The 13219-nt window shown below is 67.2% G+C and carries 12 protein-coding genes, 1 tRNA gene and 1 riboswitch; of the genes, 5 read left to right on the top strand and 8 right to left on the bottom strand.

Annotated features, from left to right (window positions below):
- Positions 1–68: 68 nt before the first annotated feature.
- Positions 69–273: riboswitch (cobalamin riboswitch) on the bottom strand.
- 139 nt (positions 274–412) lie between these two features.
- Positions 413–550 carry a hypothetical protein gene (locus tag U1839_RS14450; RefSeq protein ID WP_281128769.1) on the top strand — a complete coding sequence of 46 codons (138 nt, stop codon included), beginning with the start codon at positions 413–415 and terminating at the stop codon, positions 548–550.
- Positions 551–584: 34 nt separating this feature from the next.
- On the opposite strand, the gene U1839_RS14445 is transcribed toward U1839_RS14450, so the two are convergent.
- From U1839_RS14445 to U1839_RS14435, 3 genes are all read right to left on the bottom strand, one after another.
- Entirely contained in the window at positions 585–998 is a 414-nt protein-coding gene (locus U1839_RS14445) for a flagellar basal body rod protein FlgC (RefSeq protein ID WP_332804312.1), read from the bottom strand.
- 75 nt (positions 999–1073) lie between these two features.
- Entirely contained in the window at positions 1074–2279 is a 1206-nt protein-coding gene (locus U1839_RS14440; protein ID WP_332804311.1) for an ATP-grasp domain-containing protein, read from the bottom strand.
- Between the two features lie 45 nt (positions 2280–2324).
- Entirely contained in the window at positions 2325–3779 is a 1455-nt protein-coding gene (locus U1839_RS14435) for a pyridoxal phosphate-dependent decarboxylase family protein (protein WP_332804310.1), read from the bottom strand.
- A gap of 308 nt (positions 3780–4087) precedes the next feature.
- On the opposite strand from U1839_RS14435, the gene U1839_RS14430 reads away from it, so the two are divergent.
- Positions 4088–5536, top strand: coding sequence for a hypothetical protein (locus U1839_RS14430; RefSeq protein ID WP_332804309.1), 1449 nt, complete (start codon positions 4088–4090; stop codon positions 5534–5536).
- Positions 5537–5691: 155 nt separating this feature from the next.
- On the opposite strand, the gene U1839_RS14425 is transcribed toward U1839_RS14430, so the two are convergent.
- Both U1839_RS14425 and cpdR read right to left on the bottom strand, forming a co-directional pair.
- Positions 5692–5766, bottom strand: a tRNA-Val gene (locus tag U1839_RS14425).
- A 58-nt stretch (positions 5767–5824) separates the two neighbouring features.
- On the bottom strand, positions 5825–6199 hold the full coding sequence (gene cpdR / locus U1839_RS14420) for a cell cycle two-component system response regulator CpdR (RefSeq protein ID WP_332804308.1): 375 nt from the start codon (positions 6197–6199) through the stop codon (positions 5825–5827).
- Positions 6200–6298: 99 nt separating this feature from the next.
- Between cpdR and U1839_RS14415 the strand changes: the two genes are divergently transcribed.
- Entirely contained in the window at positions 6299–7162 is an 864-nt protein-coding gene (locus tag U1839_RS14415) for an N-formylglutamate amidohydrolase (protein ID WP_332804307.1), read from the top strand.
- 210 nt (positions 7163–7372) lie between these two features.
- On the opposite strand, the gene U1839_RS14410 is transcribed toward U1839_RS14415, so the two are convergent.
- On the bottom strand, positions 7373–8146 hold the full coding sequence (locus tag U1839_RS14410) for a SapC family protein (protein ID WP_332804306.1): 774 nt from the start codon (positions 8144–8146) through the stop codon (positions 7373–7375).
- 63 nt (positions 8147–8209) lie between these two features.
- Positions 8210–9658: an FAD-binding oxidoreductase gene (locus tag U1839_RS14405; protein WP_332804305.1), complete on the bottom strand. Its 1449-nt coding sequence runs from the start codon at positions 9656–9658 to the stop codon at positions 8210–8212.
- A 79-nt stretch (positions 9659–9737) separates the two neighbouring features.
- Here U1839_RS14405 and U1839_RS14400 point away from each other — a divergent pair, with 79 nt between their 5' ends.
- The gene (locus U1839_RS14400; RefSeq protein WP_332804304.1) at positions 9738–10190 is read left to right on the top strand and encodes a hypothetical protein; all 453 of its coding nucleotides are present in this window, start codon (positions 9738–9740) and stop codon (positions 10188–10190) included.
- A 27-nt stretch (positions 10191–10217) separates the two neighbouring features.
- Here U1839_RS14400 and U1839_RS14395 read toward each other — a convergent pair whose 3' ends face one another.
- On the bottom strand, positions 10218–11525 hold the full coding sequence (locus U1839_RS14395) for a hypothetical protein (protein ID WP_332804303.1): 1308 nt from the start codon (positions 11523–11525) through the stop codon (positions 10218–10220).
- 151 nt (positions 11526–11676) lie between these two features.
- On the opposite strand from U1839_RS14395, the gene U1839_RS14390 reads away from it, so the two are divergent.
- The gene (locus U1839_RS14390) at positions 11677–13212 is read left to right on the top strand and encodes a DEAD/DEAH box helicase (RefSeq protein WP_332804302.1); all 1536 of its coding nucleotides are present in this window, start codon (positions 11677–11679) and stop codon (positions 13210–13212) included.
- Positions 13213–13219: the final 7 nt, after the last annotated feature.

Here is a 13219-nt window from a genome sequence, read left to right as displayed (position 1 = left end):
ACATGGCCCGGTTACGTCGCTCGCTCGAAGGAATCCCCTCGTCCGCCCGGTGCACCCCGCCCGCGCAGTGGATCGACATGGGACAGGCAGGTCTCCTGGCTCCCGGGTCACGGCCTGATGCACCTCGCCTTCCCAGGTCGAGACCCAGTGGCTGAATGAGGCGCCGGCTATCCGGTTACAGTTGCGGGGGCAGCAGCGGCTTTGCCGGCTTGCGCCAACGCACCGCTTTCCCTTGGATCCCGTCTCCGGGAACCCGTCTCGACGTCGCTTCTATCCACGCCGCGTGCGCGCGGCAAGTGTCGCGCTTTTGAACCAAGGCGGCGTTCGATGGTTGTGTCCGTGATGGTTTATGATTTGCAAAGACTATTCGGGCATGACGACAATAGTCGTCGTTCCCGTTGAGGAGCCGAACATGAAGTCCTTGTCGCTCAAACGCGCCGTGCCGCTGCGACGACGCGAGAACACCTTGCCGCCGGGCAGCGAGATCGTCATCGCCGGCGGGTTGTCGATCATGATCTGGGGCATCGTCGCGGCGGTCGCGCTTCTCTAACGTAACGACCCGTCTTCGCAGCGACGTTGCCGGTTCAGGCGCTGACGTCGATCAGCAGCGCTTCCATGGCCTGTGCGGTCCGCATCAGCGAAAGATTGAGCTTATAGGCCTGCGCCGCATCGACCTGCTCGACCACCTTGCGAGCCACGTCGCCATCCGGCGCGGCAGCCGTACCCGACGCGCTCGCCGATGGAGACGGCCGGACGTCGAGCGGATAGCTGGAGGGCAGCCGGACGGCAGACAGGGTGGTGACTCCGCCGCCCAGCGCCGCCGAACGGTGCATCTCGATCGGCTGATACGGACCGGTCGCGCCTGTCGGCGTCGAACCCAGCAGGAAGGACGGCGCGGCGCCACGAGATACGCCCGCATTGACGATATTGGACGCGCTGGCTTCAACGCGGGCGGTGCTCGCATTCAATCCCGACGCAGCAATATCGACCGTGCTCATCCCTATGACTCCGATGAAAGCTCCCATCACGCATCGTAGGAGATTTTCACCGCGCCGTTGCGGTTTGTGCGAAAATTAATTTAGCGACGCCGACAAGGGCGGCCCGACCGCCCGCGCGGCGCGGTCGCGCAGCAGCGCGCCAAAGGCATCGAACAGGCGCGCCATCGGCGCTTTCTTGTAACTGAATTCGGCGCCGTCCTCGATCGCATGGACGATCATCGCGACATCGACCTCGAACAGCAGCAACCTACCGTCGGGTGTCTCGCCGCAATCGATGCCGAAATAGTCGAGGCCGATCCGGTCGCAGAGAATCTCGAAGGCGCGCGCATGCCGGCGACAGAAGTCCACGTCGAAGCGCGCCATGAACGCCGCTTCTTCGGTCCGACGCCGGGCATTTTCGGTCATGCCCGCGCTCATATAATGGACGATCCAATGCTCCGAGACCGCCAGATGGCTGATATAGGGAACGCGGTCGATGAACACGATGCGCTGCTTGCGGAACAGACCGTCGGCCGCGCTGTAATCGATGAAATCGGCGACGTAGAATTCGGGATCGGGATAGCGCGCGACATAATCCGCCAGTCCGGCCGGGTCGTCGATCCGTTCGAGCCCCGCCCCGGCCTGGGTACCGGTCGGGCGGATCGTGATCGGAAAGTCGAGCCGCACCCGGTCGAGCTGCGCGCGCGCGATGCGGCGTGTTTCGGGCGCCAGGATGGTGGTTTCGCCGGCGAACGACGCGGCGACGGTGTCGCGGGTCATGCTGGCGATGTGCCGCGCGCCGGCATTGATCATCGGACGCGGCCAGCGCGCGCAGGGGCCGGCGAGGCGGCCGAGCAGCGCCGCATTGGCGGGGGATTCGCCGATCGCCAGGATGGCGACGTCGTGATCGGGAAGCGCGATGTCGGCCGGCGCCTCGGCGTCGGGATCGAGATAGACGGTCAGCAGCGTGATGTTCGAATGCTCGACGAGGAAATCGAGCGGCGTGTTGGTGGTGAGATCGCCCGGCGCGAGCAATGCGAGCACGCGGATATCGGACCCGTCGCCATAGACATTCGCATAAACGCGCTGCGCCGCCACGGCCTGCGCCTGCAGCTCGAGCCCGCCGTCGCGATTGCCGGTGAACTGGCTGAGGAACGACAGGTCGAGCAGCGCCCCGGCATCGGCCGTCTCACCCGACACCCGCTCGATCAGCGTGTCGATTAAGGCAGAGAGGTCGAGGCGGTTTTCGACGCTGCGCCCGAGCCGCGCGGGGCCAAGTGTCGCGGGCAGGCTCGCAGCCATGACTTCACGAATCAAGATCGTCTCCGAAAAGGGAAAGAGGGCGATTCACGCAAGGGCGAGGAGCCCGTCGAGCAAGGCATCGATATCGGCCTCGCTCGTGCGGTGGTTGACGAAGGCGGCGCGGATCGCGGTGCGTCCGTCGATCGAGGTCAGCGATGGCGCGACGCGGCCGGCGCATTGCAGCCGGGCGACGGCTGCCGCGTTGCGCGCATCGGCATCGTCGCCGGTAAAACCGAAGCAGACGATGTTGAGCTGAACCGGCGCCAACAGGGTCAGCGCGTCGCTGGCGGCAATCCGCGCTTCGAGCCGGCGCGCCAGCGCGCAGCAGCGCGAGATCGCTGCGCCCAGCGCATCGAGGCCATAGGTGCGCAGCGTGAACCAGGTTTTCAGCGCGCGAAAGCCGCGCGACAGGTCCGGGCCATAGTCGCACGGCCAAAAATCGCCGCCGGCCAGCCCCTGCCCGGCACGCCGCAGATAGGGTGCGTCGGCGGCGAACGCCGCGCGATGGCTGATGGGATCGCGGCACAGCAGGAAACCGGCGTCATAGGGCACCTGCCCCCATTTGTGGAAATCGAACGCCAGGCTGTCGGCGCGGGCGATGCCGGCGAGGCGCGGCGCGAGATCGGGGGCGAGGATCGCCAGCGCCCCGAATGCGCCATCGATGTGCAGCCATAGCCCCTCATCGCGCGCGATATCGGCGAGCGCTGCGAGATCGTCGGTCGCGCCGATATCGACCGAGCCCGCCGTGCCGACGATCATGAAGGGCGTGAGGCCGGCGGCGCGATCGGCGGCGATCGCCGTGCGCAGTGCCGCGACATCGATCCGGTGGTGATCGTCGACGGCGATCGCCCGCAGCGCGCCAGCGCCGAGGCCGGCCATGTCGAACGCCGCCGCGACGCAGCCATGCGCCGCGCGCGAGGTATAGCCGGTCAGCCCCGCGCCGCCCGCCGCGATGCCATTGTCGCGAACGCCCGGCCCCAGTGCCCGCGTCCGCGCGATCAGCACCGCCATGAAATTGGCGATCGACGTGCCGGTCACAAACAGCCCGCTGGCGGCGGCGGGAAAGCCGAACAGCTCGGCCATCCATGCGGTAATCTGGCGTTCGACCGCGATCGGCATATGGTCGCGCCCGCCGAGATTGGCGTTCAGCCCGGCGGCGAGCATCTCGGCGAGCATGCCGACCGGCGTCCCGCCACCCTGCACCCAGCCCATGAAACCGGGATGCGCGTTGCCGCTGCCATAAGGCAGGATCTGCTGCAGGAAATCATCGTGCACCACTGCCAGCGCGGTCGGCGCGGCCGGCAGCTCTTGGCGCATGGTCGCGCGGACGGCGTCGGGGATCGCTTGCCACAGCGGACGTTCACCGACCGATTCGATCGCATCGAACATGTCATCGAGCATCTGGTGCCCCTGCGCACGCAGGGCGCGCCAGTCGACGGGATCGAGCGACGGGCCGGGCAAGGTCGCCGGCGGGCACAGGCGTACCGCTGCTCCTTGCAAGGGAAGTTGCACGGGAAGGAGGGTGGCGGCCGGATTGTTCAATGGGTGCCGCGCCGACCTGCTCATCATCCCCTTATAGCGCGGCGGCTTGCCGCCCCGGCGTCGGTCGCGATATTTCGGCGCGCGAATTTCGATTGCGGTTCAACCGTCTCGGCCGCGCGATCGCGCTATGATGGAAGGATGCAGGACGGTGCCGATCGGCACCCTTCCCGCCTTCCCGTCCCTCACCATGAGGATGAAGGTTCGTGTCGAAAGCGTTTCGCCGGGCGATGGCCCTGATCGGCCCCGCATCGGCCGGCCCCCTGGCTGTGACGCAGGGATTGGCGCTCGGCGGCGATGGTCGCATCGCGATCGAGCCCGGCTCGGGCCGCAACGGCTATGGCTGCGTCGCGTCTCCAGACCCCGATCTGGTGCGCTTCGGCTCATCGACCGCCTCGACGATCGGCAAGACGGGCTATCGCGCGGCGACGATGCTGTGCGAGCGGCTCGGCCTGCGCACCGACGGCGCGGTGCAGCTCGACGAGGCGGCGATGGCCGCGGCGCGAATCCGGCAGGATCTGATCGATCTGTGCGGCATACGCCATCGCGGCGGCGTCCAGGCGATCCTCGCCGCGTCGGGAACCGATGCCCATCTGATCTTCGCCCAGCTGGTGTTGCACCTGCCGGGTCCGGGGTGGCTGGCGATCATGCCCGATGCCAGCGAGACGGGCAGCGGTGTGCCGATGGCGATCGCCGGGCGCCATTTCGCGAGCGAGTCGGCACTGGGCGCGACCACGACCAAGGGGGCAGCCCTGTCCGACCGCGCGCCGGCGGCGATGCTGCACTATGCCGTGCGCAATCCCGATGGATCGGCGCGCAGCCTGGGCGCGATCGACGACGAGATTGACGCCGCGATCGGTCGGGCGGTGGCGGCGGGGCAGCGTGTCCTGCTCGTCGCCGTGGATGGCTCGAAGACCGGGATCGTCGCGCCGAGCCCCGCGCGCGTCGTCGGCTGGAAAAGCGCGCTCGGCGACATGATCGAGGTGCTTGTCGATGCATGCCAGTTCCGCCTCCCGACGGCGCGGCTCGAATATTATCTCGCGGGCGGCTGTACCGTGGCGGTGACGGGGTCGAAGTTCATCGGCGGACCGATCTTTTCGGGCGCGCTGCTGGTGCCGGGCGGCGTCGCGGCGCGCCTGCGCGGCGTCGCGCCGCCGGCGGCGCTGGCGGACTATACCGCGCGACATGACTGGCCGGCGCAGTGGCGTGCGGTCGAAAAGCTCGACACGCCGGTTAATGTCGGGCTGCTGTTGCGCTGGCAGGCCGCACTGGCCGAAATGCAGCGCTTTCGCGCCGTGCCCGAGACGGCCGTCCAGGCGATCGTCGCGGACTTTCATACCCGCTTCACCGCGATGATGCAGCGTTGCGCGACGATCGCGCCGATCCGTGACGATCTTCCCGACCTGACACCGGGCAGCGCTGCCACGATATTCCCCTTCCATCTGATGATCGGGGACAGCGGCACGCCCCGACGGGCGAACCCCGACGAAGCACGGCGCGCCTATCGACAGATGCGCGAGCCCGACATTCGGCCGACAATCCCGCGATTGCGCTTCGAACTGGGCCAGCCGGTAGCGCTCGGCCGGAACGACGCGGTGCTACGCCTGTCGCTGAGCGCACCGTTGATTGCCGACGCCCATCATCGCGGACCGGACTATCTCACCAACTTGGCCGCATCGGCCCTGGCGCGGCTGGCCGACCTGATGTCGGCTGCGTGAAATGAGGCGGCCCCGCGCCCGGACCCGCGAGTTGCTGGCGACCGGCGCCTTGTCGATCCTCGTGTGGGGAATCGTCGCCATGGTCGCACTGGCGCGATGAGGCACAAAAAAGCGGACGTCGGGTAGAGCTACCGACGCCCGCTTTTTCAAATATATGGTGGGCGTGGCAAGGATTGAACTTGCGACCCCTGCGATGTCAACACAGTGCTCTACCACTGAGCTACACGCCCACGAGGATGCGGGCCTTAGCCGGGCTTTCGGCCCCGCGCAAGCGCCACGACGCCGAAACTACAATCCGCCGACATTGACCCGCTCGAACATCCGGTCGACCTCGAGCACGAGGTCGCGCAGATGGAAGGGCTTGGACAGCACACGCGCCTGCGGCAGCGTCTTGCCCGCCTTGAGCGTGACCGCGGCGAAGCCGGTGATGAACATCACGCGCAGATCGGGCACCATCTCGCCGGCACGCTGCGCCAGTTCGATGCCGTCCATCTCGGGCATGACGATGTCGGTCAGCAGCAAGTCGAAATGCTCGTTCTGGAGCAAGGGGATCGCCTCGGTACCGCGGTCGACCGCACTGACGGCATAACCCGATCGCTCGAGCGCGCGCGTGAGATATTCGCGCATCACCTGATCGTCTTCGGCGAGCAAAATCCTGATCATTACCGTCCCGCGCCCATTCCCAGCCCGCGATCATAGCGCCAAGCCCTTAACATTTTCCAGTCGATTGCGGCGGGGCGAGCGCGGCCCTAGGTTGTCGGCATGGACGCCGAACAGCAGGCTTTCGACGGATATACGCTGGACGAGACCGGCGGCCCCGTCGTGCTGTCGGTGCCGCATGCCGGGCGCGACTATCCCTTGCCGCTGCGCGCGGCGTTGCGCGTGCCGCTGGAGGCACTGCGACCGCTCGAGGATCGCCATGTCGACACGCTGGCGCTGGCCGCGCGGCGCGACGAAACCATGCTGGTGCAGCGCCGTGCGCGCGCCTGGATCGACCTCAACCGCGCCGAGCATGAGCGCGATCCGGCGATCGATGCCGGGGCTGATCGCCATTCCGCGCCGCACGCGTCCGCCAAGCTACGCGGTGGGCTCGGGCTGATCCCGCGCCGCGTGCCGATCGCCGGCGAGATCTGGAAGCGCCGATTCGAGGGCGAGGAGATCGCCGGCCGCATCCTGAACGACTATCGCCCCTATCACGCCGCGCTCTCGGCGGCGCTCAGGCGGGCGCATGCGCGCCACGGTGTCGCGATCCTGCTCGATCTCCACTCGATGCCGCCGCTCGGGCGCGGCCTGCCGCGGATCGTGCTGGGGGACAGGTTCGGGCGGTCGGCGGCGGCGCGCTTCGTCAACCGGCTCGAATCGGTCGCGGCCCAGGCGGGAATCGCCACCGCGCTCAATTCGCCTTATGCCGGCGGGCATATCCTCGACCGCCACGGCCATGTCGCGGGCGGATTTCACGCGATCCAGATCGAGTTCGACCGGTCGCTGTATCTCGATGCGGCGCTCGATCAGCCGGGCGCCGGGCTGGCGCCGATGGCGACGCTGTTACGTGGCATGATCGATTCGCTGGTCGACGAGGCGCTGACGCCGCGCGACGATCGGCTCGTCCCGCTCGCTGCCGAATAAGTCCCTGTCGCCAATAAAAAACCACCGCGTGCAAGCACGCGGTGGCCAAGGTTCAGGGAGGAGACACACCCGAAGGTGTGTCACGCGACCCCGCGAAAGGGGGGAACACGAAGTCACGCATTAGCTATATAGACGGCTGGCAACGGCACTTCAAGGGGCGCGCCAGCCGATAGTTTCAGGCCGATTCGGCCTTGTCTTGCGTGACCTTCGTTACATGACCAATTGCGGCGTAACGACCTTGCCCTGCGCCATCTGGCGGTTGAACAGGTCGGGCATCAGCGACAGCGAGAAGAGGTGAGCATAGATCAGCGGGAGCATGCCCGACTTGTGGATCTTGCGCAGCTGATCACCGCGCAGTTCGCCGAGCTTCTCCTCGTTGATGATCTGGAAGCCGCGATAGATGAACGGCTGCTCATAACCCTCGGCCTGGATCGTCACTTCACCGTCCATCAACAGCTCCATCTCGCGGAGCTCCTTGACGAAATTGGCGGTGCGCGCGCCGGCCTGCTCGAACTGCTCGTTGAAGCTGAGCACGTCCTTGGTCACCTGGCTCGGCTGCGTGCCGTCGAACAGCGGCTGGCCATCGTCGAACGCACCGATCGTCGGCGCGGTCGGATCGAAGCACAGCGACATTTCCTGCGCATCGGGATGCAGCTTGGCGAGCATGAAGGGATAGCGACGGACATAGGCCGGGACATAGACATTGGCGTCGCTGAGCTTGCCGTCGTCGCCGACGAACACGTTGACGCCCTCGTTCAGGCCCATCAGCGCGATCGGAATGGCGTCGTCGCCGACGGTGAAGACGATCGGCAGACGGCGCTGCGCCGGCACGAACTCGTCGGTGGTGATCGGAATGGCATGCTGGCCGACGAAGAACGGCGCGGAATCGGCCTGGCGCAGCTTGTAGGCGGCATGCGCTTCGCTCGAAAGCGGCTCGAGCGCGTTGTAGAACAGGGGAAGCGAAGACTGCGGCGCGCTGGCCATCGAAACTCTCCAGACAGAAGACGGAAATAGTGAAGCGCATAGCGCGCCCGTTGGCGGTCGGCCTTATGGATTAGGCGCCGATTGCGCAAGCGTGACGAGTTTCCCGGGATTGAACAGCCCGTGCGGATCGAGCCCGGCCTTGACCGCGCGCAGCGCGGCAAGCCGCGCCGGCGACGACAGGCGCGCGAGTTCGGCAAGTTTCATCTGGCCGATGCCGTGCTCGGCCGAGATCGACCCTCCGGCCGCGACGACAAGGTCGTTGACGAAGCGCGTGATCGCCGACGCCTCCTCGGCATACCAGCGCGTGGCGTCGGCCCCGACGGGCGCGCGGACATGGAAATGGACATTGCCGTCGCCGAGATGGCCGAAGCCGCTGGCACGCGTCCCGGGGAAGCGCGCGTCGCACGCCGCCGCCGCCTCGACCATGAAGCGCGGCATCGTCGCGACCGGCACCGAAATGTCATGCTGCGCCGCCGGCCCCTGCGCCCGCTCGGCTTCCGAGATGGAATCGCGCAACCGCCAGAATGATTCGGCCTGGGCTTCGCTCGCCGCGATCACCGCGTCGCCGACCATGCCATCGCCCAGCGCCGGCGCCAGCAAACGCTCGAGCAGCGCGGCGGGCGGCTCGGCATCGGCGCGGTCGATCGTCGCCTCGATCAGCACATGCCAGGCATGCGTGCCGGCAAGCGGCGCGCGCGCGCCGGGCAGATGTGCCACCACGGTATCGAGAATCTCGGCCGGGATGATCTCGAAGCCTTCGATGCGGTCGGTCGCCGCCTCGAGCCGGCGCAGCAGCGCGAGCGCGACGGCCGGGTCGGCCAGACCGACCCAGGCGACGGCGCGCTGGACGATTGCCGGCACCAGCCGCAGCGCCGCCGCAGTGACGACGCCGAGCGTTCCCTCGGCACCGACCAGCAATTGCGTCAGGTCGTAACCGCGATTGTCCTTCTTGAGCACCGACAGTCCGTCATGGATCTGGCCGTCGGGCAGCACCGCCTCGATTCCCGCGACCAGCCCGCGCATCGTGCCGAAGCGCAGCACCTGCGTGCCGCCGGCATTGGTCGAGACCAAACCGCCAACCGTCGCGCTGCCCTTGCCGCCGAGCGTCAGCGGGAAACGCATGCCGCGTTCGAGCGCGGCATCGTGGAGATGCGCGAGAATCACCCCCGCCTCGGCAACGACCAGCCCCTCCTCGGGCGCGATATGCCGCACCCGGTTCATGCGCCGCAGCGAGAGGATCAGCGCCGAGCCATCCTCCGGCGGGGTCGCGCCGCCGACCATCGAGCTATTGCCGCCCTGCGGCACCAAAGCGACGCCCGCCGTCCCGGCCAGCCGCACGATCGCGGCGACCTGCGCGGTGTTCTCAGGCGCGAGGATCGCCGGCGTGGTGCCGTGAAAGCGACCGCGCCAGTCGGTCGTCCAGGGCGCGATATCGCCGGGGTCGGTGATGACGCCCTTGTCGCCGAGAACGGCGCGGGCCTGTTCGATCAAAAGTGCCTGGGCATGGTTCATGGGCCTGCCCTATCATGACGCCGCCGACACGGGCAATTCATCGACCGTTCAACCCTGTCGGCTAACGGTGGCATTTCGCATGTCGATTCCCGCGCCCCTTGCCCTGATCCTGCTCGCTCTCGCCCCCGCCGCCATGGCGAGCGAGCCGGGATCGCTCGACGGCGTCGAACTCGCGCAGCTGACAATTCGCCAGCGCATCGTGATCCGTATCCCGCGGCTGGAAGCACCGCCCCCGCTGCCGCTGCCGCGACCGCTGCGGGTGATCGAGAAGAAGGGGCCGAAATGCGTGCCGATGGACACGCTGGGCGGCGCGGTGGTTACCTCGGCGGACAGCATCGACCTGCTGACGACCGAGGGCGAGCGGCTGCGCGCGCATCTCGCCGACGATTGCCCGTCGCTCGATTTCTATTCCGGCCTCTATCTCAAACGCACCGCCGACGGGATGCTGTGCGCCAAGCGCGACGTGCTGCGCTCGCGCTCGGGCAGCGCGTGCAGCATTAGCGGGTTCAAACGACTGAAGGCGAAGCGCTAGATTGCGGTCAAAACCGTCGTGGCATGATTACGGCGCATCAGCCCGCCATCCCTGAGGTGGGAACAGCGTTCCAACATCATCCGGCGTCGCGACCTGCTCGTCGCATCCCGCAAAGGCGCGATACCCCGCCTTGACGAGCGTGAAGCGATAAGGCGGCATCCAGCGCACCATGAAATAGCGCGGTGGACGCGGTGCCGCGCCGTTCGGATCGAGCGTCACGGCGACCTGCCAGAGCGAGGGATCTGCCCGACAGCGCCGCAGCGAATCGTCGAAGTCCCCGAACAGGATATCCTCCGCCGACTGCGGTGCCGGCGGGTGCAAGCGGGCGAGCATCGCATCATCGCTTCGACGCTCGTTCCACTGCCGCGCCCGGGACCAGTCGCTCGTCAGCCATTCCTCGACGAACGCCTGGGGATCGAGCGCAACGGGCCCGATCCGGGCAAGCTTGTCGCCCGCCGCGATCCGATAGTGCAGGACATGCGCACGGGTCGAAACGCCGCTGTCGATGCTCCGGCCTTCATACTGAACGAGCAGATCGGCCGCGGTCAGGCGCGCGGCGGCCACGAAATAGCCGCCCCTGAACAATGCGTCGCGACGGTCGAGGATCGGCGCCGGCGTCGGCGTCGTGGCCGAAGCGCGCCAGAGCCGGGTGTAGAGCAACTGCCAGTTCGAGCTACACCAGGGCGAATATCCCAGCGTCGCGATCAGCGGTGGCGGCGCGGCCTCGTTCCACGCCACAACGGACGGCGCGACATTCACCGCGATGAGATGCTCGGGTTTGTAATGGTCCCTGGCATAATCGTTGCGCTCGCTGGTCAACAACAGATGCCAGGAATGGTCCGGCCGTTGCTCGAACACATAGGCCGACTCATCAAAACCGCAGGACACGCCGACGCCGGTTATCACCAGCAGATAGCGGTCGCCGCCGAGCAACCCCAAACTCACATGCTCGAGATAGCCGCGAAAATCCGCCGATGCATCGGCCGGCGTATTGCAGCGATAGCCGGGCATGCCCTCCCGGCCGCAGGTCAGCCCGGCCGTATCGAGTGACGCATTGATCTGCGCGGCCAGCGGCGCGAGATCCTCCTTGGTCAGCAGATTGCCGCTGCCATCCTCGCTATCGGGCGGTCGCCTGGGCAATTGTCGCTCGACCCAGACGCGCAGCGCCCGCTTGACCGGCGTCAGCTCAGGGCCGGCGTTGCGCATTTCGTTCTCGCCGTGGGTGGCCTTTAGCTGAGCCAGCTGGTGCGATAGCGATGACAGCTCCGCATCGCTCGTGCCGGGCGCGGCGCCCAGGCTGCAAAACAGAATCGCGACAAGCGGCAGCAGACGCATCCCCGGCTCCCCGATCGGAACGCGACATCGTCACCGATGAGGTAACGAAACATCTGCGCACCGCGCCTTTACCTTGACAAAACTCCTTCGATCCGCAAGCGCAAGACTACTGGTCGGCGCCTTCGCCGGCAGTATTTTTTCCGGACACCGCATGAGCTTTGCCGATCTCGGCCTTTCCGACGAACTTTTGAAGGCGGTCAATGAGTCCGGCTATACCGAGCCGACTCCGATTCAGGCGAGCGCTATCCCCAGCGTGCTGATGATGCGCGACATCATCGGGATCGCACAGACCGGCACGGGCAAGACCGCGTCGTTCGTGCTGCCGATGATCGACATCCTCGCCCATGGCCGCAGCCGGGCGCGCATGCCGCGTTCGCTGATTCTCGAGCCGACGCGCGAACTGGCAGCGCAGGTCGCCGAGAATTTCGAGAAATACGGCAAGTATCACAAGCTCTCGATGGCGCTGCTGATCGGCGGCGTGTCGATGGGCGACCAGACCGCCGCGCTCGAAAAGGGCGTCGACGTGTTGATCGCCACGCCCGGTCGGCTGATGGACCTGTTCGGGCGCGGCAAGATCCTGCTCACCGGCTGTTCGCTGCTGGTGATCGACGAGGCCGACCGCATGCTCGACATGGGGTTCATCCCCGATATCGAGGAAATCTGCACCAAGCTGCCCAAGCAGCGCCAGACCTTGCTGTTCTCGGCGACGATGCCGCCGCCGATCAAGAAGCTGGCCGACAAGTTCCTGTCGAACCCCAAGACGATCGAGGTCGCGCGTCCCGCGACGGCCAACATCAACATCAAGCAGTGGCTCGTGCCCGTCAGCGCGGCGAAGAAGCGCGACAAGCTCCAGGAGCTGCTTGAGCTCGAGGACGTCAAGACCGCGATCATCTTCTCGAACCGCAAGACGACGGTGCGCGAACTCAACAAGGTGCTGCAGCGCGCCGGCTTTCGTTCGAGCGAGATTCATGGCGACATGGAGCAGTCGCAACGCATCGCCGAACTCGATCGCTTCAAGGCCGGCGACGTCAACATCCTCGTCGCGTCCGACGTCGCGGCACGCGGGCTCGACATCAAGGGTGTCAGCCATGTGTTCAATTACGACGCGCCCTGGCATCCCGACGATTATGTTCACCGCATCGGCCGCACCGGCCGCGCCGGCGCGACCGGCGTCGCCTTCACCTTCGCGACGCCCGACGATGCCGAGAACATCACCAATATCGAGAAACTCACCGGGCTGAAGATCGAGCGCTATGAAGGCGTCGAGATGCCCGAGGCCGGCCCGGCGGAAAAGGGTCGCGGCCGTGGCCGCGGCGCGAAGCCCAAAGCGGCCGCTCCTGCCCCCGCCGAGGCGGCACCGGTCGAAGCACCTGCCGCCCGCGAACCCCGCCCCGCGCGCGAGCCGCGCCCGCCGCGCGACGAGCGTCCCGCGCGTGAGGAGCGTCCGGCACGCGAGGCACGCCCCGCGCGTGATGAACGTCCGGCGCGCGAGGACAGGCCCGCACGCGACGAGCGACCGGCGCGCGAGGCACGCCCGGCACGTGACGAACGTCCGGTCCGCGATTCCCGACCACCGCGCGACGACCGCGCCCCGCGTCGCGACCATGCGGCGCAGGACGACGGTCCCGATGACGGCTGGAACGGCCCGATGCCGAGCTTCCTGTCGGCCAAACTGACCACCGACTGAGCAGCGT

Source organism: Parasphingomonas halimpatiens (genome assembly GCF_036663795.1).
In the GTDB taxonomy this organism is placed as follows: Bacteria; Pseudomonadota; Alphaproteobacteria; order Sphingomonadales; family Sphingomonadaceae; genus Sphingomonas.
This window is presented reverse-complemented; position numbering and strand designations above follow the sequence as displayed.